At 71.6% G+C, this 20341-nt stretch carries 20 protein-coding genes; 6 read left to right on the top strand and 14 right to left on the bottom strand.

All coding sequences use genetic code 11. The annotated features are described in order from the left end of the window. Window positions 1–19: 19 nt before the first annotated feature. From AYO52_RS11970 to AYO52_RS11950, 5 genes are all read right to left on the bottom strand, one after another. On the bottom strand, window positions 20–811 hold the full coding sequence (locus AYO52_RS11970) for a DivIVA domain-containing protein (RefSeq protein WP_082923973.1): 792 nt from the start codon (window positions 809–811) through the stop codon (window positions 20–22). 128 nt (window positions 812–939) lie between these two features. After that, a complete protein-coding gene (coaD, locus tag AYO52_RS11965; protein WP_067717556.1) occupies window positions 940–1413 on the bottom strand; it encodes a pantetheine-phosphate adenylyltransferase in 474 nt (157 codons plus the stop codon). Next, window positions 1410–2033: a 16S rRNA (guanine(966)-N(2))-methyltransferase RsmD gene (gene rsmD / locus AYO52_RS11960; RefSeq protein ID WP_067717553.1), complete on the bottom strand. Its 624-nt coding sequence runs from the start codon at window positions 2031–2033 to the stop codon at window positions 1410–1412. The genes coaD and rsmD overlap by 4 nt, the downstream gene beginning before the upstream one ends. Window positions 2034–2053: 20 nt before the next feature. Beyond that, a complete protein-coding gene (recG, locus tag AYO52_RS11955; RefSeq protein WP_082923972.1) occupies window positions 2054–4372 on the bottom strand; it encodes an ATP-dependent DNA helicase RecG in 2319 nt (772 codons plus the stop codon). Further along, complete coding sequence (locus AYO52_RS11950) at window positions 4369–6087, bottom strand: DAK2 domain-containing protein (RefSeq protein ID WP_067717550.1); 1719 nt, start codon at window positions 6085–6087, stop codon at window positions 4369–4371. The genes recG and AYO52_RS11950 overlap by 4 nt, the downstream gene beginning before the upstream one ends. 127 nt (window positions 6088–6214) lie before the next feature. Here AYO52_RS11950 and AYO52_RS11945 point away from each other — a divergent pair, with 127 nt between their 5' ends. Further along, window positions 6215–7009: an enoyl-CoA hydratase/isomerase family protein gene (locus AYO52_RS11945; RefSeq protein ID WP_067717547.1), complete on the top strand. Its 795-nt coding sequence runs from the start codon at window positions 6215–6217 to the stop codon at window positions 7007–7009. 35 nt (window positions 7010–7044) lie between these two features. Here AYO52_RS11945 and AYO52_RS11940 read toward each other — a convergent pair whose 3' ends face one another. The 3 genes from AYO52_RS11940 to thiL are packed head-to-tail and all read right to left on the bottom strand — an operon-like array spanning window position 7045 to window position 9268. Then, window positions 7045–7755, bottom strand: a complete 711-nt coding sequence (locus tag AYO52_RS11940; protein WP_067717544.1) for a uracil-DNA glycosylase — start codon at window positions 7753–7755, stop codon at window positions 7045–7047. Between the two features lie 3 nt (window positions 7756–7758). Continuing rightward, on the bottom strand, window positions 7759–8280 hold the full coding sequence (locus AYO52_RS11935; protein ID WP_067717980.1) for a gamma carbonic anhydrase family protein: 522 nt from the start codon (window positions 8278–8280) through the stop codon (window positions 7759–7761). 10 nt (window positions 8281–8290) lie between these two features. Next, window positions 8291–9268 (bottom strand): thiamine-phosphate kinase, encoded by a 978-nt coding sequence (gene thiL / locus AYO52_RS11930; RefSeq protein ID WP_253702114.1) that lies wholly within the window; start codon window positions 9266–9268, stop codon window positions 8291–8293. 124 nt (window positions 9269–9392) lie between these two features. Here thiL and AYO52_RS11925 point away from each other — a divergent pair, with 124 nt between their 5' ends. Next, window positions 9393–10013, top strand: a complete 621-nt coding sequence (locus tag AYO52_RS11925; protein ID WP_067717540.1) for a DUF3515 domain-containing protein — start codon at window positions 9393–9395, stop codon at window positions 10011–10013. A 30-nt stretch (window positions 10014–10043) separates the two neighbouring features. Here the strand turns inward: AYO52_RS11925 and AYO52_RS11920 are convergent, their stop codons facing one another. Both AYO52_RS11920 and AYO52_RS11915 read right to left on the bottom strand, forming a co-directional pair. Beyond that, entirely contained in the window at window positions 10044–11150 is a 1107-nt protein-coding gene (locus tag AYO52_RS11920; protein WP_067717538.1) for a D-alanine--D-alanine ligase family protein, read from the bottom strand. A gap of 10 nt (window positions 11151–11160) precedes the next feature. After that, window positions 11161–12159 (bottom strand): NAD(P)H-dependent glycerol-3-phosphate dehydrogenase, encoded by a 999-nt coding sequence (locus tag AYO52_RS11915; RefSeq protein WP_067717977.1) that lies wholly within the window; start codon window positions 12157–12159, stop codon window positions 11161–11163. A gap of 111 nt (window positions 12160–12270) precedes the next feature. Here AYO52_RS11915 and cofC point away from each other — a divergent pair, with 111 nt between their 5' ends. Genes cofC through AYO52_RS11900 form a run of 3 tightly spaced genes read left to right on the top strand, consistent with a single transcriptional unit; the run spans window position 12271 to window position 15985 of the window. Further along, the gene (gene cofC / locus AYO52_RS11910) at window positions 12271–12990 is read left to right on the top strand and encodes a 2-phospho-L-lactate guanylyltransferase (protein WP_067717535.1); all 720 of its coding nucleotides are present in this window, start codon (window positions 12271–12273) and stop codon (window positions 12988–12990) included. After that, the gene (locus tag AYO52_RS11905) at window positions 12987–15083 is read left to right on the top strand and encodes an RNA degradosome polyphosphate kinase (RefSeq protein ID WP_067717532.1); all 2097 of its coding nucleotides are present in this window, start codon (window positions 12987–12989) and stop codon (window positions 15081–15083) included. Before cofC ends, AYO52_RS11905 begins: the two co-directional genes overlap by 4 nt. Continuing rightward, entirely contained in the window at window positions 15080–15985 is a 906-nt protein-coding gene (locus AYO52_RS11900) for an NUDIX hydrolase (protein WP_067717529.1), read from the top strand. The genes AYO52_RS11905 and AYO52_RS11900 overlap by 4 nt, the downstream gene beginning before the upstream one ends. A 22-nt stretch (window positions 15986–16007) precedes the next feature. Here AYO52_RS11900 and AYO52_RS11895 read toward each other — a convergent pair whose 3' ends face one another. The 3 genes from AYO52_RS11895 to leuC form a co-directional block, all read right to left on the bottom strand. Further along, on the bottom strand, window positions 16008–16388 hold the full coding sequence (locus AYO52_RS11895) for an HU family DNA-binding protein (RefSeq protein WP_067717527.1): 381 nt from the start codon (window positions 16386–16388) through the stop codon (window positions 16008–16010). Window positions 16389–16522: 134 nt separating this feature from the next. Then, entirely contained in the window at window positions 16523–17119 is a 597-nt protein-coding gene (gene leuD / locus AYO52_RS11890; protein ID WP_067717524.1) for a 3-isopropylmalate dehydratase small subunit, read from the bottom strand. Between the two features lie 6 nt (window positions 17120–17125). After that, the gene (gene leuC / locus AYO52_RS11885) at window positions 17126–18592 is read right to left on the bottom strand and encodes a 3-isopropylmalate dehydratase large subunit (protein ID WP_067717515.1); all 1467 of its coding nucleotides are present in this window, start codon (window positions 18590–18592) and stop codon (window positions 17126–17128) included. A gap of 68 nt (window positions 18593–18660) precedes the next feature. On the opposite strand from leuC, the gene AYO52_RS11880 reads away from it, so the two are divergent. After that, complete coding sequence (locus tag AYO52_RS11880; protein ID WP_067717512.1) at window positions 18661–19362, top strand: IclR family transcriptional regulator; 702 nt, start codon at window positions 18661–18663, stop codon at window positions 19360–19362. Between the two features lie 26 nt (window positions 19363–19388). Here the strand turns inward: AYO52_RS11880 and AYO52_RS11875 are convergent, their stop codons facing one another. Further along, window positions 19389–20243 (bottom strand): ABC transporter substrate-binding protein, encoded by an 855-nt coding sequence (locus AYO52_RS11875; protein ID WP_067717509.1) that lies wholly within the window; start codon window positions 20241–20243, stop codon window positions 19389–19391. Between the last annotated feature and the right edge of the window lie 98 nt (window positions 20244–20341).

Below are 20341 nucleotides of genomic sequence, written 5' to 3'. Positions count from 1 at the left end.
AGCAGACTACCCGCCGGGGTCAGTAGTCCCCGTACCCGTCGCCCGGGCGCTCGTCCTCGCGGACCCCCCGCCGGCCGGTGGGCTCCCGTCGCCCGACCGGGGCGACACCGTGCAGCTCCTCGCGACCCCGGCTGACGGTGCGGATGGTGGTGCCGAGGAACTCCTCGAACCGGGCCATCTTCTCGTCGATGTAGGCGTCGCATTCCTCGCGCCGACGCTCGCTCTCGGCGTGCGCGGCGTCTCGCACCCGCGCGGCCTCCTCGTCGGCGATGCGGACGACCTCGGACTCGGACAGCATCCGCTGCTGCTCCTGCCGGGCTTCGGTGATCGTGCGGTCGTAGAGGATGTTGGCCTGTTCGACGAGCCGGTCGGCCTCCGCGCGGGCGCGGCTCATGGTGGACTCGGCATCCCGACGCGAGCGGTCGAGGAGCTCCGCCGACTCGGCGCGGGCGTCGCCCACCAGCCCGTCGGCGTGGGTGGTCGCCTCGGCGACCATGCGGTCGGCGCGGGCCTTGGCGTCGGCGAGCATGGCATCCGCGTCCTCGCGCGCCTCGCGCAGGGTGCGGTCCGCCTCGGCGTCGGCGGCGGCGACCGTCTCGCGGGCGGTGGCATCGGCCTCCGCGAGCACCCTGTCGCGCTGGTCCAGCACGTCCTGGGCGTCGTCGAGTTCGCCGGGGAACGAGTCACGGATGTCGTCGAGCAACAGCAGGGACTCGTGCCGGGGCACCACGCAGTTCGCGGTCATGGGCAGACTGCGGGCGTCCTCGATCATCGCGTTCAGCTCGTCGAGGGCCTGGAACACTCGGTACACGCTCGTCCCTTCACCGGATCGTCACTCTTGTCCCACCAGTGTGCCCGCAACACAGGTCGCCGGGCCGGTGCGTGGGCGGTGTGTCCGGCAGGTCCGGCGGGCCGACGCCCGCGACCCGCCCCTCCCCGTCAGCCCAGGCGCTCCCTCAGGGCCCGGGCGACCGGCTCCGGAAGCAGGTGGGACACGTCGCCGCCGAGTCGGGTGACCTCGCGGCACAGCGAGGAGGAGACGAACGCCAGGTCGGCCCGGGTGGGCAGGAAGACGGTGTCGATCCCCGCGATCGAGCGGTTCATGTGGGCCATCGGCAACTCGTAGTCGTAGTCGGTGGAGTCGCGCAGACCCTTGATCACCGCGGTGGCACCCTGATCGCGGCAGTAGTCCACGAGCAGTCCGTAGAAGCTGTCCACCCGCACCCCGGGGATGTCGGCGCAGACCTCGTCGATCATCGCCTTGCGCTCGTCGATCGAGAAGGTGCCCTGCTTGTTGGGGTTGGCGACCACGCACACGATCACGTCGTCGAACAGCGCGGCGGCTCGCCGGATGATGTCGAGGTGCCCGAGGGTCACCGGATCGAAGGAGCCTGGGCACACGACGGTGGTCATGGGGCGACCGTATCAACAGGCCGGGCCATCTCCACGGCGGTCTCGCCGTAGGTGCGCTCGAACACGACCTCGTACCCGCCCGGCCACCGCACGGCCGGGTCCCGCTTCGACCGCTCCCAGACGACGAGAGCGTCCTCCGCGAGCCACCCCCCGGCGAGCAGGGCGTCCAGCACCGGTTCGTCCAGCTCGGCGGACCGCTCGTACGGGGGGTCGGCCAGGACGAGGTGGAATCCGCCCTCGACGGGGCACCCGCCACGGACAGCGGCTGGCAACGCCGCGCGCTTCACTGTGAGACGGAGCGGGGACGACGACGATGAGGACGACGACGACGACGACAACGACGACGACGACGACGCGCCCGCCGTGTTCTTCTTCAGGCACGCCACCGCGCGCTGGTTCTCCTCGACGAACCACGCCACGTCGGCTCCCCTGGAGACCGCCTCGAGCCCGAGTGCGCCGGAGCCCGCGAACAGGTCGAGAACGGCGGCGCCGTCCAGGTCCACCCGGCTTCCGATGGCACTGAAGAGCGCCTCGCGGACACGGTCCGTGGTGGGCCTGGTGCCGGCCGGCGGCACGGTGATCGACAGCCCGCGCAGGCGGCCGGAGATGATGCGGGTCATGTCTTCCCTGTGGTCGTGGGTCAGTATCTGAACAGGTAGTCGGATTCCTCGGAACCGGCCAATCGGCGGACCCGCTCCGCGAGCGCCGGGTGGGCGTGCAGCCCCGGGTCGGTCTCCAGGATCTGTTCGGCGTGGCGCCGGGCTATCTCGATCACCTCACCGTCGTCCACCACCGACAGCAACCGCAACGCCGAGAGGGCACCGGACTGGGCGTCCCCGAGGACATCGCCCTCGCGGCGCTGCACCAGGTCCAACTGCGCCAGCACGAAGCCGTCCGTCGTGGCCGCCACGGCATCGAGCCGCTCCATCGAGCGACCCCCGGTGCGGGAGTTGGTCACCAGCAGGCACAGGCCGGGCAGTCCGCCCCGACCGACACGGCCACGCAGCTGGTGCAGCTGACTCACGCCGAAGCGCTCGGCGTCCATGACCACCATGACGGTGGCCTGGGGAACGTCCACACCGACCTCGATCACGGTCGTGGAGACGAGGACGTCGAGAGCGCCGGCCGCGAACGCCGCCATGGTGGCGTCCTTCTCCTCCGGCGGGAGTCGGCCGTGCATGAGTCCGATCCTCAGTCCGGCCAGGGGCCCGGTGGAGAGGTGCTCGTGCAGGTCCACGGCCGCGGCCAACGGTGGTCGGTCGCTGCCGTTGTCGTCGTCGCCCTTGTTGTCGCCGCCCTTGTCGTCGCCCCCCTTGTTGTCGCCGCCCTTGTCGGCGCCGCCGCCCTTCTCGGTGTCGTCGGCGTCGATCCGCGCGCACACCACGTACGCACGGTGGCCGGCCTCCACCTCCTCGCGCACCCGCTCCCAGGTCCGCTGGAGCCATCGCGGCTTCTCCCTCGCCGGGACGACGGAGGTGGAGATGGGGCGACGCCCCCCGGGGAGCTCCTGGAGCTCGGACACCTCCAGGTCCCCGAACACGGTCATGGCGATGGTCCGCGGGATCGGGGTCGCGGTCATCACCAACAGGTGCGGCACCAACCCCGCCCGCCCCTTGGCGCGCAGGCGATCACGCTGTCTGACGCCGAAGCGGTGCTGCTCGTCCACCACCACCAGGCCGAGGTCGAAGAAGTCCACCGAGTCCTGGATCAGCGCATGCGTCCCCACGACGATCCCGGCCTCCCCGGTGACGATGTCGAGCAGGGCCGCGCGCCGCTGGGCCGTGGACATCGACCCGGTGAGCAGCACCACGCGGGTGGCCTGCTCGGCCGCGCCCAACCTGCCGCGCTCACCGAGATCGCCGAGCATCGCCGTCAGTGAACGGTGGTGCTGGACCGCCAGGACCTCGGTGGGGGCCAGCATCACGCACTGCCGGCCGGCGTCGACCACCTGGAGCATCGCCAACAACGCCACCACTGTCTTGCCCGACCCGACCTCGCCCTGCAGGAGCCGGTTCATGGGCTCATCACGGGTCAGGTCCGCCGAGATCTCCTCCAGTACCGCCGACTGTCCGCCGGTGAGCTCGAACGGCATCCGGGCCTCCATGGCCGCGCGGAGCCCGTCCCCGCGCACCGGACTGGCCGGCGCCGGGTCCCGCGCGACGAACCGGCGCCTGGCGCCGAGCAGCAACTGCAGCGCGAGCGCCTCGTCGAAGCGCAGCCGGTACCCGGCCCGATCCTTGTCCCGGGAGTTCTCGGGCAGGTGAGCCTTACGCAGTGCCTCGTCGAGGTCCATGAGGCCCGCCACCGACCGGACCGTGGCGTCGAGCGGGTCGACCACCGGCACCAACGCCCGCAGGGTGATGACCACCGCGCCGAGCAGGTCCCAGGAGGTGACCCCCTCCTTGGCCGCGTACACGGGCAGCAGTGGCCGGTCGAACAGGCTCGGTCCGCCCTCGGCGTCGATCTCCGCGGCCAGGCGGGCCAGCGCCGCGAGGTCGCCGGACCCCTTGAGCTGGCCGCCGGGGCCGGTCACCGGACGCAGGACGAGGAACTCGGGATGCTTGAGGTCCAGTGACCGGCGGAAGCGGGAAACGGTGCCGTCGAACATCGCCAGCGTCCCCACCGGAAGCATGAACTTGATCTTGCGCCCGGCGAAGAACACGACCCGGAACGTGGTGTCGCCGTCCTCGACCGTCAGCGTGAGCATCTCCCGCGTCTGCCGCTGCTTGGTCTGGTAGGTGCGGGTCTGCGCGGTGGTGACCTTGCCGATCACCGTGACCCGCTCGCCGTCGACCAGTTCCCGCTTGTCGTAGCGCTGCCCGTGCTGCCGGTAGCGGCGCGGCAGAGTGTGCAACAGGTCGCCGACGCTGCGGTGCCCGAACGCGGCGGTGATGCGCTCCGCCAGCCCGGGGTCGAGAACCTCGGCGAGCGGGGTGTCCGTGGTGGCCAGAGAGGTCATTCGACCCCGACTTGGGCCACGGCCCGCCCGGGGCCGGCGGCGTACCCGACCACCTCGATGTCGGGGTGGGAAGACCGCACGCGGGACAGCGCCGACTCGGTCGCCGCCTCGTCGTAGGCGTCACCGAACAGTACGGTGACGAGTTCGCCTCCGGAGGACAGCACCCGGTCGACGAGCGCACACACCGCGTCGACCGCGTCGGACTCGATCAGTGCGACGTCGTGCCCCACCACGCCGAGCAGGTCGCCGGCGGTGCACCGACCCACCAGGGTCAGCGCGTCCTGCTCCGCCCGGATCAGGTGGGCGTGCCGGGTCCCGGCCGCGGCGTCGGCCATGGAGAACCCGTCCAGCGACAGGGTGGTCGTGGGGTCGTGCACCGCCAGGGCGGCCAGGCCCTGGACCACGGATCCGGTCGGCAGGATCAGTGCGTGACCCTCGCCGTCGCGCAGCGCGGCGTCGATCGCGCCGATCTGGTCGCGGGACAGTTCGCCGTTGGGGAGGACGAGGAGCTCGTCGGCGTCGACGGCGAGCACCGCGTCGATCACGCCCTCCCCGTCGTCCCCGGGGTCGACGGTCTCCGCCCCGGCCTCGGAGAACAGGTCGGCCAGAGGCCCCTCCGGCACGATGGCGACGACCTTGCGCAGCCCGGGGTCGCCGGTTCGCTGGTCCGAACCGTGCGGGTCTCCGGCGTCGTGGGCCCGGTGCTGCCCGGGTCGATCGCCCGCGGGGTCGAGCATGTCGGTCACCCGGATCTCGGTGACCCGCCCGAGCGACAGGGCCGCCTCGATCGCGGCGCCGATGTCGTCGGTGTGGACGTGCACCGCCCACCTGGCGTTGGCTCCGGAGCCACCGTCGCCGACGACACCCACGCTGTCGCCCACCATCCGGAGTGCGGTCCGCAGCTCGTCGGCGCGCGCGTCGTCGGAGTGGGTGAGGGAGTACATCACCTCGTAGCGGGTCCCGGCGTCCTCGTGCGGTTCGTCCGTATCGTGCCCGGGCGTTGACGACGCCTCTGCGCCGTCCTTCGGGATGAAGTAGTCCGGCCGTTCGGGGGTCTGACCCGCCAGGATCTCGACCATGGCGTCCAGCAGGACGAGCAGCCCACGCCCGCCGGCGTCGACGACGCCGGCCCTGCTCAGCGCGGGCAGTTGTGACGTGGTCCCGTCGAGCGCCTCGGCGCCGGCGTCGGCGGCCACGCGGGCCACCTCGACCAACGAGGAGGCGGAGGACCGTCCGGCCGCGGTCGCGGCCTCCCGCAGAACCGTGACGATGGTCCCCTCGACCGGCTCGCTCAACGCGTGGTCCACGAGGGTCACCGCGGTCCGCAGTGCGCGCCGGTAGGTGGAGGCGTCGACCACGGTGAAGGTCGCCGCCTCGCCGACCGCCCGCAACACCTGCGATAAAATCACGCCGGAGTTCCCCCGCGCACCGTGCACGGCCCCGTGGCCCAGCGCGACGGCGATCTCGCGGGCGCCGGCGGTGCCCCCGCCCTCGGAGATCCACGCGTCCTCGCCCTCGGCCCGGTCCACGGCCGCCCGCATGGTGTAGAGCAGGTTCGTTCCGGTGTCGGCGTCGGGGACCGGGAAGACGTTGAGGGCGTTGATCTCCTCGCGGCGGGCGGCGAGCTGCTCGACGCACCGCCGGGCCCACGTGAGCAGCCCGTGCGCGTCGAGGGTCGACGGACGTTCCTCGACACGTGTCGACTCCTGCGTCATCACCCCTCCTCACCGCGCGCCCACCCCTGCGGCCATCTTCCCTGTCGGCCCGGCCAAGCCTAGTACCCTCTGCACTCGACAGCCGTCCGACTAGCCGAGACGGCCGACACGACCCGGGAGCACCACGATGACCGCAGACCTCACCGCCACCCCCCTCGTCACTCTCACCGATGGGGTACTCACGCTCCCGGTCTCGCTGGAGGGCAAGGGCAACTCACTCGATTCCGACGCGGTCGATCAGGCGGCCATCGCCCTCCGTGCGCTCCTCGACGGCGAGATCGACGCCGGGTCGGTCCTGCTGGTGGGCCTGGGCAAGAATTTCTGCAACGGCGGCAACGTCCCGGGCTTCGCCGCGGCCGAGGACCGTTCGGAGCACGTGCGGGAGCTCGCGGACCGGCTGCACGGGGTCGTCCGGATGCTCGACGAGGTGACCGTGCCCGTGGTCGCCGCGGTCGCGGGGTGGGCGGCCGGCGCCGGCGCCTCGCTGGCCATGGCCGCGGACTTCTCGGTCGGCGGGCCCGACACCCGACTGCTCGCGGCCTACCCGGGCATCGGGCTGTCGCCGGACGGAGGGATGTCGTGGCGCCTGCCGCGCGCGGTCGGTCAGCCCGCGGCGCGGGCGTTCATCCTCGGCAACGAGCCGATGGACGGTGAGCGCGCCTTCCAGTTGGGCGTGCTCACGACCTTCGTCGACGGCGACGTCCGGGAGGCCGCCCGGTCGCTGGCTGTGCGTCTCGCGGCCGGACCGCGCGAATCCCACGCCGCCGCGAAGGCGCTCCTGCGTGCCTCCGAGAACGCCACGCTGTCGGATCAGCTCGACGCCGAGCGCGAGTCGATCGCCCGCCTCGCCGTCTCGCCGGACGGCATCGAGGGCGTGGATGCGTTCGTCGCCAAACGTCGTCCGGAGTTCGGACGGGGCTGAGCCGGGAACGCCACGTCGTGGACCGGCCGGGTCCGCTACATCTGTAGCGGATCCTCCGGTAGTCGCCAGTCCATCGGCTCGGCACCGAGTCGCCTCAGTTCCTCGTCGGCGCGGCTGAACGGCCGTGAGCCGAAGAACCCGCGCGACGCCGAGAGCGGCGACGGGTGCGCGGAGGCGATCACGGGGGTGTCCCCCAGCATCGGCGCCAGCGACTGCGCATGGCGCCCCCACAGGATCGCCACCATCGGGCGATCCCGCTCGACCAGGGCCTCGATCGCCCGCCCGGTGACCTCCTCCCACCCCTTGCGACGGTGGGAGGCGGGCTCCCCGGGCGCGACGGTGAGCACCCTGTTGAGCAGCAGCACCCCTGCCCGGCTCCAGGCCCCGAGGTCGCCGTGGCCGGGGGCCGCCAGTCCCAGGTCGTCGGTGTACTCGCGATAGATGTTGACCAGGCTTCGCGGGAGCGGACGCACGTCGCCGTCGACCGCGAAACTCAGTCCGACCGCGTGGCCGGGCGTCGGGTACGGGTCCTGCCCCACGATCAGCACGCGCACGTCGTCGAACGGCTGGGTGAACGCGCGCAGCACCCGGTCGGCGGCGGGGAGGTACCCCCGGCCCGCCGCGTTCTCGGCGCGGAGGAAATCACCCATCCGGTGGATCCGTTCCTCGACCGGCGCGAGCGCGCGTGCCCAGCCGGGGTCGAGAAGGTCGGACAACGGTGCGGGCGGGGTGTGTCGGTCGTCCACCGGTCAGTCGAGCCGACGCAGGTCGGCGCGGTAGCGCATGGCGTTGTCGTGGTACATCTGCGTGTTGCCCTCGAGCATCGCGGGGTCCACCTCGACGCCCTCGCGGATCTTCGCCGGCGTCCCCATCGCCATGCGGCGGGCGGGGAGGTCGAACCGGGGCGGGACCAGGCAGCCGGCGGCCACGACCGCCCCGTCACCGATCACGGAACCGTTGAGCACGATCGAGCCCGACGAGATGAGGACGCCGTTCCCGATGGTGGCCCCCTCGATGTGCGCGTTGTGGCCCACCACGCAGTGTTCACCGATGATCGTCGGTTCGGTGGCCGTGCAGTGGACGATCGTGCCGTCCTGGATATTGCTCATCGCGCCGATCTCGATGCGCCCGTAGTCGCCGCGCAGGACGGCGGTGGGCCACACCGAGGCGCCGGCGCCGAGTGTCACCCGGCCGATGACCACCGCATCGGGGTGCACCCAGGCGTCGGGTGCGATGTCGGGTTCGAGGTCTCCCAGTGCATAGACAGCCATGCGGATCACCCTAGTTCGCGCCGCGGGCGGAGTCCCAGCCTCCCGGCGTGCGGGGCTCACCGTCGAGGGTGACCAGGCCGGGTTCTCCCGACCGGACGGTGCCGATCGCCGTGAACCCGGGCGGGATCACCGCCCCGGGCGGGAACGTCCCGAGCAGTCCGTGGTCCTCGCCACCGTCGAGGACCCAGTCCAGCACCTGACGCCCGGGGTCCGCGACGCCCAGGGTTGCCGCGGCCTCGGCCAGGACCGGGTCGACGGGCAGCGCATCGGTGACGAGGTCGGCCGCGACGCACGAGGCCCGCGCGAGCCCCGACAGGTCGCGCAGCAGCCCGTCGCTCACGTCGGTGAGAGCCCGCGCGCCCGCCAGTCGGGCGGCGGTGCCGGAGCCGATCGGCGGTACGGGTACCCGGTGCGACCGCTGGAGCGGGCCGTCGGGGTGCCCGGCCAGGAGCAGCGCCAGCCCGGCGGCCGAGCGTCCGGGCGCGCCGGTGAGTGCGACGGTGTCGCCGGGCTCCGCCCCGTCGATCCGGAGGGGGCGGGCTCCGTTCGGGAGGGTGCCGATCGCCGTCACGCCGACGACGACGAGGTCCGCTCTGGTGAGATCCCCGCCGACCACGACGGCGCCGGATCGCGCGGCCTCCCCGTGAACACCCTCCGCAAGGTCCGCGATCTGCCCCATCGTCGTCGCGGCCGGTACGGCGAGGGCGACCAGGACACGTGTGCACTCGGCCCCCATCGCCAGGACGTCGGAGACGTTCTGCGCCACCGCGCGCCTGCCCACGTCGCCCCAGCCGGTGAGGTCGAGACGGAAGTGGGTGCCCTCGACGAGCATGTCGGTGGTGACCACGGTGGCGGCGGCGGGTCCCAGGACCGCGGCGTCGTCGCCGTTGCCGACCGGGTCGTCCGCGGCGTGCCCGGCCGCGCCGCTCAGGACGGCGAGCACCGCGGCCTCGCCCGCCTCGGCGACGGTGAGGGCGCGGTCGGACACGGCGGCCACCTCTGCTTCCCGTGGTGTCTCGTCGCCGGGCACACCGGCGGGGGTCTGTAGCGTTGCCGTCAGGTTAGCGGCCGCCCGAGTCGGCGGCCGATCGTGGGAGGAAGGACGACACGACGTGGCTTCGACGGATTCGGACCCGGCCGGGCGGTATGACGCCGGCCCGCGGGACACCGGTACCCCGGGTGCGCGGGCGGTCCCCGTGTCGACCATCGTGGTGGTCCTCGCGGTGGTCGTCCCGCTGGTCATGCTCGCCGTCGTGTTGGTGCTGGTCCGCTCGGTGGGTGAGGAGGCCACGGAGGCGGCCGCGAGCGAGCCGGTGGCCGCGGTGCCCATCCCCTCGCCCGGAGCCGGGTCTGACGAGTGCGCCGCATTGATCGAGTCGCTCCCGGAGTCCCTCGGGGAGGCCGGCCGCGTCGCTCTGGCCGAACCGGCGCCGGAGGGGACGGCGGCATACCGGATGCCCGATGCCGAACCGGTGATCGTCCGCTGCGGACTGCCGGCTCCGCCGACCTTCACGGTGGGGGTGGGCCTGCAGGAGGTCAACGGCGTCCAGTGGTTCAACGAGCCCGATCCGGACCCGGCGGTCACCGCGTCGACCTGGGTCGCCGTCGACCGTCTGCAGTTCGTCGCGGTGACACTGCCCGACGGCAGTGGAACCGGCCCGATCCAGGATCTCTCCGACGCGCTCACCGCGAGCCTCGAGGCCGTCGAGCCGGACCCCGCACCGATCGGTTGACCCGGCCGACGGGGCCGGGGTGCGGCCGTCTCAGCCGCGGGCGAGTGCGGTCCGCACCAGGGTGTCGAGCAGGGTCGGGTAGTCGACGCCCGTCGCCGCCCACATCTGCGGGTACATGGAGATCGGGGTGAACCCGGGAATGGTGTTGACCTCGTTGATCACCGGCCCGTCGGCGGTGACGAAGAAGTCCACCCGACTCAGCCCCCGGGCGTCCAACGCGTGGAACGCCTCCACCGCCAGTGCGCGCAGTCGCCCGGTCTCCTCGTCCGACAGATCGGCGGGCAGGTCGAAGGTGGTCACGTCGTCGAGGTACTTGGTGTCGAAATCGTAAAAGGCGTCACCCTCGGTCCCACCCTCCCCGCCGGTGGGCTCGCCGGGGATGTGCAGTTCGGCGGGCAGACTCGCCTCCACCCGGCCATCGGGGTACTCGAGGACCCCGCACTCGACCTCGCGTCCGACTATCGCGGCCTCGACGATCACCTTCGGGTCGAAGCGTCGCGCCTCGGTGATCGCCGCATCGAGTTCCTCCGCCCGCGACACCTTGGTGATGCCGATGGACGAGCCGCCGCGGGCCGGCTTGACGAACAAGGGAAGCCCCAAGCGGTCGAGGTCCGGCGCCGGGAGCGTCGCGGTGCCCGGCCGGAGCACGACCTGCTGACCGATCGGCAGGCCCGCTGCACCGAGGACGACCTTGGTGAACTCCTTGTCCATGCCCGCGGCACTGGCGAACACGCCCGGGCCGACATAGGGGATGCCCGAGAGTTCGAGCAAACCCTGGACGGTCCCGTCCTCCGCGTGGGTGCCGTGCATGACGGGGAAGACGACGTCCACCCGAGCGAGTTCCTCCCCGGCCCGGTCGCCGCCCGAGAACCGCAGCACCCCGCGGTCGTCGGTGGACAGCCCCAGTGCGACCCCGGGGCGGTGCGGGTCGACGACCGGCATGTTGCGATCGACGATCCGCAGGTCGGACACGTCCTCCGGGCCGAGCGTCCACGTCCCGGATTCGGTGATCCCGACGGGGATGACCTCATAGATCGCGGGGTCGAGGTGCGACATGACGGCGCCGGCGGAGACGCAGCTCACGGAGTGCTCGGAGCTGCGACCGCCGTAGAGGACGGCAACGGTGATGCGATTCACCGGGCCGAGGCTACTCGGGCTTGGTGCTCCGCCTCATGAGGCGCACCGCCACCTCGACGGCGTCGCCCCCCTCGTGACAGATCTCGTGGATCGCCTCCGTCAGCGGCATCTCCACCCCGACCCTACGGGACAGCTCGCGGATCGACGTGCACGACTTGACCCCCTCGGCGACCTGACCGTTGGTGGCCTGCTGGGCCTGTTCCAGGGTCTCTCCCCTGCCCAGACGCTCGCCGAAGGTCCGGTTGCGGGACAGGGGCGAGGTGCAGGTCGCCACGAGGTCCCCGAGGCCCGCCAGCCCCGCGAAGGTCATCTGGTTGGCGCCCAGCGCCACGCCGAGCCTGGTGGTCTCGGCCAGCCCTCGGGTGACGAGGGTGGCCATGGTGTTGTCGCCCAGCCCCATCCCGGTGGCGATGCCGCACACGAGGGCGATGACGTTCTTGGTGGCGCCACCGATCTCGCAGCCCACGACGTCGGTGTTGGTGTACGGGCGGAAATAGGGCGTGGAGAAGGCGTCCTGGAGCCGGGCCGCGCGCTCGTCGTCCGTGCAGGCGATCACGGTCGCCGCGGGCTGCCCCTCCGCGATCTCCCTCGCGAGGTTGGGGCCGGACAGCGCGGCGATCCGGCGATCGTCGAGCCCGGTGACCTCCGCGACGACCTCGCTGATGCGCATCAGGGTCCCTGTCTCGATGCCCTTGGCCAGCGAGATCACCCCGGCCTCCGGCTCGAGGTGGTCGACCCAGTGCTCGAGGTTGCCCCGCAGACTCTGGGACGGGATCGCCAGCACGACCTCCTCGGCGCCGGCCAGGACCCGCGCCGGGTCGGTCGACGCGGTGACCGTCGCCGGCAGCACGATGCCGGGGAGGTATTTGGAGTTGCAGTGCGCGTCGTTGATCCCGGCTGCCACCTCGTCCCGACGGGCCCACATCACGACCTCGGATCCGGCGTCGGCGAGAACCTTGCCGACCGCAGTCCCCCAGGACCCCGCACCCATCACCGCGATCCGCGCCATCATCGCCTCCCGACCGTCGACCTGCTCCCGACCGCCACCCTCAGGCGGATCGTGGTCAAACGCTACCCGGCGGAGGACGCTCGTGAGGCCCGGCTGGCAGGATGGCGGGCGATGAGCACAGCGGGGCACGGCGGGTCGACGGCTGACGGGTGGACGATCGTCGTCCCCGTCAAGGCGCTCGAGCGCGCCAAGAGCCGGTTGGTGCCCGCACTCACCGCGGACGGCAGGAGGGCTCTCGTGGTGGCGATGGCCGTGGACGTCCTGGCCGCCTGCCGGGAGACCCCGGGAGTCGCCCGCGTTCGCGTCGTCTCCGCCGACCCCCGTGTGGAGGAACTGGCCTCGGGGGCGGGGGCGGAGTTCGTCGACGAACCCGCCCGTACGGATCCCCGCCACGGTGACCCCCTCAATTTCGCCCTGGACAACGCACTCGCCGACGTCCCGGGTCCGGTCGGAGTGGTCGCGGCGGATCTCCCGGAACTGCGACCCGAGCACCTCGCGCGGATCCTGGACATCGCCGGCCGGCACCCGCACGCCACGGTCACGGACCACCGCGGAGCCGGGACCACGATGGCGTTCTGGACGGGCGCGCCCGCTCCCCGTGTCTGCCGGTTCGGTGTCGATTCGGCCGCCCGGTACCGCGACGAGGGCGGCGCGGTACAGATCGCGGCGGTGGGCGATCTGGCCGCCGCCGCCCGGGATGTCGACGTCCCGGAGGATCTCGCGAGGTTGCCGGGGCGGTCCGTCGGTCCCGCCACCGCCGGGGCCCTCCGTGACCCCTCCGTCCGCCTCCTCGCCCACGCGACCGGGGTATCGGCCACAATGGTCCCGTGACCGCCGAACCGACCGCCCTCCAGGGATTGCCCCGGCCCCGCGACCGCTACCTCAACCGCGAACTGAGCTGGCTCGACTTCAACGCCCGGGTCCTCGCACTCGCCGGGGAGAAGGACCTCCCGCTGCTGGAGAGAGCCAAGTTCCTCGCGATCTTCGCCTCGAACCTCGACGAGTTCTACATGGTCCGCGTGGCCGGTCTCCAGCGCCGCGACAAGACGGGACTGTCCGTACGCTCCGCGGACGGCCAGACCCCCGCCGAACAGCTGGGCCGCATCAGCCGACGGACGCGGGAACTGTGCGACGAACAGACCCGCCTGTTCGAGGACGAGATCCGCCCGGCGCTGGAGGAGCACGGGATCCGGATCCTGCCCTGGGCCGACCTCACGGCCGAGGAACGTTTCACCCTCGCGGAGCTGTTCCGTAACTCGATCTTCCCCGTCCTCACGCCCCTCGCTGTGGATCCCGCCCACCCGTTCCCGTACATCTCCGGGCTGAGCCTGAACCTCGCGGTGATCATCCGCGACCTGGACTCGGGCCAGGAGCACTTCGCCCGGGTGAAGATCCCGCACAACGTCCCGCGCTTCGTCCGGGTCGACCGCGGCGGCCCGGACGAGTACGCGTTCGTCCCCGCCGAGGACATCATCGCCGCGCACCTCCAGGATCTGTTCCAGGGCATGGAGGTCGTCGAGCACCACGTGTTCCGGGTGACCCGCAACGCGGACATGGAGGTCGAGGAGGACCGCGACGAGGACCTGCTGCAGGCTCTCGAGCGCGAACTCGCCCGCCGGCGCTTCGGATCGGCCGTGCGGCTGGAGATAGCGGAGGACACCACCCCGCGGATGCTCCGCATCCTGCAGCGTGAGCTCGACGTGGACTCGGCCGACGTCATCCGGTTCTCGGGCCTGCTGGACCTCACGGGGCTCTGGCAGATCCACGGGCTGGACCTGCCGGATCTCAAGGACCCGCCCATGGTGCCGGCCACTCCCCCGGCGTTCGGTGAGAGGGAGACGGCCCGCAACATCTTCGCCTCCCTCCAGGAGGGCGACGTCCTCGTCGAGCACCCCTACGAGTCGTTCGCCACCACGGTCCAGCGGTTCATCGAGCAGGCCGCTGCCGACGACGACGTCCTGGCGATCAAACAGACCCTGTACCGGACCTCCGGCGACTCCCCCATCGTCAACGCGCTGGTCGATGCCGCCGCGGCCGGCAAACAGGTCGTCGCGCTGGTGGAGATCAAGGCCCGTTTCGACGAGCAGAACAACATCCGGTGGGCCCGCGAACTCGAGCAGGCCGGAGTCCACGTCGTGTACGGCCTCCTGGGCCTGAAGACCCACTGCAAGACCTGCCTCGTGGTGCGCAAGGAGGGCGACCGGCTCCAGCGCTACGCACACATCGGTACCGGCAACTACAACCCCAAGACGGCGCGCCTGTACGAGGACGTCGGCCTGTTCACCGCCGACGAGGACGTCGTGTCGGACCTGACGGATCTGTTCAACCACCTGACCGGGTTCTCCAACGTGAGCAAGTACCGCCGCCTCCTCGTGGCGCCGGAGGGCATCCGGTCGGGGATCATCGAGCGGATCGACCGCGAGATCGAGCTGGCCGCCGAGGGACGCGAGGCCGGTATCCGGCTCAAGGCGAACGCCCTGGTCGACGAGCAGGTCATCGATGCCCTGTACCGCGCATCCCAGGCCGGGGTTCCGGTCGACATCGTGGTCCGTGGCATCTGTTCCCTCCGGGCGGGCGTCCCCGGCCTGAGCGAGAACATCCACGTCCGCTCGATTCTCGGGCGCTTCCTCGAGCACTCCCGGATCCTGCACTTCCGGGGCGCCGACGAGGCCCTCATCGGCAGTGCGGACATGATGCACCGCAATCTGGACCGCCGCGTAGAGGTGATGGTCACCGTCACCGATCCCCGGCTCAAGGCCCAGATCCACCGCATCTTCGACTCGGCCCTCGATCCGGCCACGCGCAGCTTCCATCTCCGGCACGACGCCAGCTGGGCCCGTATGCCCGCCCCGGAGGACTGGGCCGAGTCGGTCGACCATCAGGAGCGGTCGGCCTCACTGCACGCGGGATTCCGGGACCGATGAGCAAGAAGGCCACGGTCCGGGTGGTGCCGGCGGCGGGTGCGGTCCTGTACCGCACGGACGGCGACTCGCGCCTGTGTGCGGTGGTCCACCGCCCGCGCTACGACGACTGGTCCCTGCCCAAGGGCAAGGTCGACGCGGGCGAATCGTTGCCGGTCACCGCTGTCCGGGAGATCGCCGAGGAGACGGGATTCACCGCCGTCCTGCAGTCCCGCATCGGCACCACCGGCTACCCCCTCAAGGAGAACACCCGCAAGGAGGTCACGTACTGGTCGGCGATGGCCCGCGAGGGGACCTTCGAGCCGAACTCGGAGGTCGACGAGATCCGGTGGCTCCCGGTGGAGCAGGCCAAGGATCTGGTCTCCTACCCGTTGGACCGTAAGATCCTCACCCGCTTCTGCGCGGCCCCGCCCGAGGGAAAGACCCTGCTCGTCGTCCGGCACGCCAAGGCCGGCAGCAGGAGCCAGTGGAGCGGGAACGACGACCTGCGTCCCCTCGACAAGTCCGGACGGGCGCAGGCCGAGATGCTCGTGCCGATGCTCCGGGCGTTCGGCGTGACCCGGTTGTACAGCGCGCCCAGGGTCCGGTGCGAACAGACACTCGCGCCACTGGCGGACGAGCTCGGGGTGGGGATCGCGATCGAACCGGCGCTGAGCGACGAGGCGTACCTCGACGACCCGGCAGCCGCCGTGGCCCGGCTGGCCGCGATCGCCCCGGGCGACGGCGTCGCCGTGGTGTCCTCGCAGGGAACCGCCATCCCCGGGATGATCCGGGACCTGGCGGGCTCGACCGACATCGACGTCGGCGAGGCCGCCACCAAAAAGGCCGGCGTGTGGGCCCTGGGGTTCGACGGCACGCGGCCGACCTACGCCGACTACTACCCCAGCCCGCTACCGCTGTTCTGAGCTGCGGTAGCGGGCCGGTCGGTCAGCTGACCTTCTCGCGGTGGTTCACACCATTCTTGCGCAGGCCCCCGAACGACTGGTGGGAGCTGGAGCGCTTCGCGGCGAGCCGGTCCTCGGGGAGCGACTCGGTGCCCTGGATGACGGACTTGAAGTACTGGCCCGGCCGGAACACCGGTGAGTGGGTCGGCGGTACCGGGATCGACTCGCCGGTATGGGGGTTACGGGCGACCCGGGCCGCACGGGACTTCTTCTCGAAGATGCCGAAACCCATGATGGTGATGGATTCCCCGGACGCGACGGTCCGGACGATGATGTCGAGAGTGTTCTCCAGGGCCTCGGTGGCGAGTTGGTGATCTCCGCCCATCCGGTCCGCCAGTTCGGCGATCAGGTCGGCTTTGTTCACGTGGGGATCCCCCTTCGGGTGAGGTATGCGGGCGCGGTACCTGTCCGCGCCGAACTAGACATAAGCATACTCACATGGTTTCGCCACACGGGGGTGTTTCGGAGGTTGCTCCGAAACGACTTCTTATCCCACGATCAGCGCGGGGTCGTGACCGGCTTGAACGCGGGCCGCCGACTCTCGAACTCCTCGATCCGGTGGGCTTCGCGCAGCGTGAGGCCGATGTCGTCGAGCCCCTCCATGAGACGCCACCGGGTGTTGTCGTCGATGTCGAACGGTACCGTGACGTCACCGGCCGTGACGGTGCGCGACCCCAGGTCGACGGTCAGCTCGATACCCGGTCGCTCGTCCATGACCTTCCACAGGAGTTCGACGTTCTCCTGCTCGACCTGGGCGGCCACGAGACCGGACTTCCCCGAGTTGCCGCGGAAGATGTCGGCGAACCGCGAGGAGATGACCACACGGAACCCGAAATCCATCAGGGCCCACACGGCGTGCTCGCGCGAGGACCCGGTGCCGAAGTCCGGTCCGGCGACCAGGACGGAGGCGCGGTCGTAGGGCGCCCGGTTGAGGACGAAGTCGGGCTCCTTCGCCCGCCAGGAGGAGAAGAGTCCGTCCTCGAAGCCGGTGCGCGTGACGCGCTTGAGGTACTCGGCCGGGATGATCTGGTCGGTGTCCACGTTGGAGCGGCGCAGCGGGGCGCCGATGCCGGTGTGGGTGGTGATCGGCTCCATGAGGTGTCAGGCCCCCTTCGCGGGCTCGAGGTCGACGGGTGAGGCGAAGTGTCCGAGCACCGCGGTGGCCGCGGCGACCGACGGACTGACCAGATGGGTGCGGGCCCCCTTGCCCTGGCGGCCCTCGAAATTGCGGTTCGATGTGGACGCGCACCGCTGGCCCGGCAGCAACGAGTCCGGGTTCATGCCCAGGCACATGGAGCAGCCGGGTTGGCGCCATTCGGCGCCGAAGGCGGTGAAGACCTTGTCCAGGCCCTCCGCCTCGGCCTGTTCGCGCACGCGCATCGAGCCCGGCACGATGAGCATCCGGACCCCGTCGGCCACCGTGTGACCGTCGACGACCTCGGCGACGGCGCGCAGGTCCTCGATGCGGCCGTTGGTGCACGAGCCGACGAACACGACGTCCACCGGCACGTCCCGCATGGGGGTGCCGGCCTCGAGGTCCATGTACTCCAGTGCGCTCTCGGCGGCGATGCGCGCGCTCTCGTCCGTGAACGACTCGGGGTCGGGGACGGCCGCACCCAGGGGCACGCCCTGGCCGGGGTTGGTGCCCCACGTGACGAAGGGGGTGAGGGCGGCACCGTCGATGACGACCTCGGTGTCGAACACCGCGTCCTCGTCGGTCCGGAGCCCGTCCCAGTACCGCACGGCCTCGTCCCACTCGTCACCCGCGGGCGCGTGCGGGCGACCGCGCAGGTAGTCGTAGGTGATCTGGTCCGGGGCGACCATGCCGGCCCTGGCACCGGCCTCGATGCTCATGTTGCAGATGGTCATCCGCGCCTCCATCGACAGCTTCTCGATGGCCTCGCCGCGGTACTCGATGATGTAGCCCTGCCCGCCGCCGGTGCCGATCTGGGCGATGACGGCCAGGATGAGGTCCTTGGCGGTGACGCCGGGCTGCAGCTCGCCGGTGACGGTGACGGCCATGGTCTTGAACGGGCGCAGGGCCAGCGTCTGGGTGGCCATGACGTGCTCGACCTCGGAGGTGCCGATGCCCATCGCGATGGAACCGAACGCCCCGTGCGTCGAGGTGTGCGAGTCACCGCATACCACGGTCATGCCCGGCTGGGTCAGGCCGAGTTGCGGACCCACGACGTGGACGATCCCCTGCTCGAGGTCGCCCATCGGGTACAGCCGGACACCGAACTCCTCGCAGTTGGAACGCAGCGTCTCGATCTGGATCCGCGAGGTCTGGTCGGCGATGAGATTGACCGCGCCGCCGACGATGTCGGTCGGGACGTTGTGGTCCTCGGTCGCCAGGGTCAGGTCCGGGCGGCGGAGCCGGCGTCCGGCCAGGCGGAGACCGTCGAAGGCCTGAGGGCTGGTGACCTCGTGGACGAGGTGGAGATCGATGAACAGCAGGTCGGGCCCCCGGGACCCGCCCTCGCCCTCGCCCTCGACCACCACGTGGTCGTCCCAGACCTTCTCGGCCAGGGTCCGCGGTCGCGTGCCGCCGGACACGGTCTCGTTCATCACGCCTCCACTCCACGTCCTGATGGGATCCGATGGATTCTCACCATGTAGGACGATATAGTCGAACTGTGAGACAGTATAGCGGGATCGGGGTCCTCGACAAAGCGATGACGGTGCTCCACGCCGTGGCCGAGCAACCGTGCGTCCTGGCCGACCTCTGCGAGCGGACGGGCCTGCCTCGCGCGACCGCCCACCGGCTGGCGGTGGGGCTCGAGATCCACCAACTCCTCTCCCGTGACGACGCCGGGGTGTGGAGCCTGGGGCCCGGTCTGGCCAAGCTCGCCGCGCACGTGTCGGACTCCCTGGCCGAGGCCGCGTCCTCCGTGCTGCCCCGCCTGCGCGAGGTGACCGAGGAGAGCGTGCAGGTGTACCGGCGCGACGGTGACCGCCGGATCTGTGTGGCCTCCGCGGAACCACCGACGGGACTGCGGGACACGGTGCCCGTCGGGGCGATCCTGCCCATGACACGGGGCTCGGGCGCGAAGGTGTTGGCGGCGTGGGCCGACCCCGCCACCCAGCGCACCCTGCTCGCCGACGCCACGTACACCGAGCGCCAGCTCGCCGACGTCCGGCGGCGCGGCTGGGCGCAGTCGGTCGCCGAGCGGGAGGCGGGCGTGGCCTCGATCTCCGCGCCGATCCGGGATGCCGCCGGCACGGTGGTCGCCGCGATCTCCGTGTCGGGCCCGGTCGACCGCATCGGTCGCCGCCCCGGCGTGAAGTGGGCGGCCGATCTGCTCGCCGCCGCCGATGCGATCCACAAACGGCTCTAGTCGACAGGGACGCCGCCGCGCCGGCCCTACGCGGGCCGCCGGCCGCGGGTGAGCCGCTCGAGCGCCCATGGCAGGCTGGCCACGCTTGGTTGGCGCGCCGCGGCCACGAGATCGTCGTCGCGCGGGTCCACCCGCACCACCTGCACGCCCGGCCGCCGGAGGTCCCGGTACGGAACGGGGTCGGGGCGCGAGTCCACGTCGAAGCCCAGCGCACGGATCTCGGCGCCGAGTGGCGACGTCGCCGCGAGGGTGGCGACGGGGGTGTCGGGCCGCGCGCCGGTGCCGATGACGACGACGAGGGCGTCCACCCCGAGGCGACGCTGCCCCTCCGACCACTCCTCGAGCGCCTTCTTGGCCGTCTCGGCTGCCGGGGTGGGATCGCGGTCGACGGCCCCGGCCACGAGATCGAGGTGGTCCCGCCACCCGGGTCTCCCCTGCGGGTCGACGATCACCGTGGCGAGCTGCTCGTACCCACGGAGCTCGGGCCCGGTGACGTCGGCCGCGACCAGGACGAACGCGTCCACCCCGAACGGCAGCAGCGACCGCAGGCTCGGCAGTCCGGGGCCGTCCCACTCCGGCGACGGCGGTGCCGGGTGGTCGCGCCACGGTCGCGGGCCCGTCCCGTCGACGGCCCACGCGGCGGTGGGCTCACGGTCGAGGGCGTGCAGGACGTCGAGGTCGGCCGAGGAGAGCGCGATGAGGCGGCGTGGCGGAGCGTCCGGTGTGGGGGTACGGATCGGACTGGGGGGAGTCAGCGGGTCGCTCGCCGTCGGAGCCGGTGTCGTCGTCGTCGACCCCCCTCCCGGGCCGCACGCGGTGAGCCCCGCGAGGGTCAACCCGCCACCGACGGCCAGGCGGAGGAGGTCACGGCGAGAGGTCACCCCGGTGATCCTGCCACGGCCACAAATGCGAGATGTCCCGGCTCGTCGTTGCCGACGAACCGGGACATCTCCCCTGTACCCCCGATGGGATTCGAACC

It is taken from the genome of Dietzia sp. 111N12-1, from assembly GCF_001658045.1.
Classification (GTDB): Bacteria; Actinomycetota; Actinomycetes; order Mycobacteriales; family Mycobacteriaceae; genus Dietzia; species Dietzia kunjamensis.
This window is presented reverse-complemented; position numbering and strand designations above follow the sequence as displayed.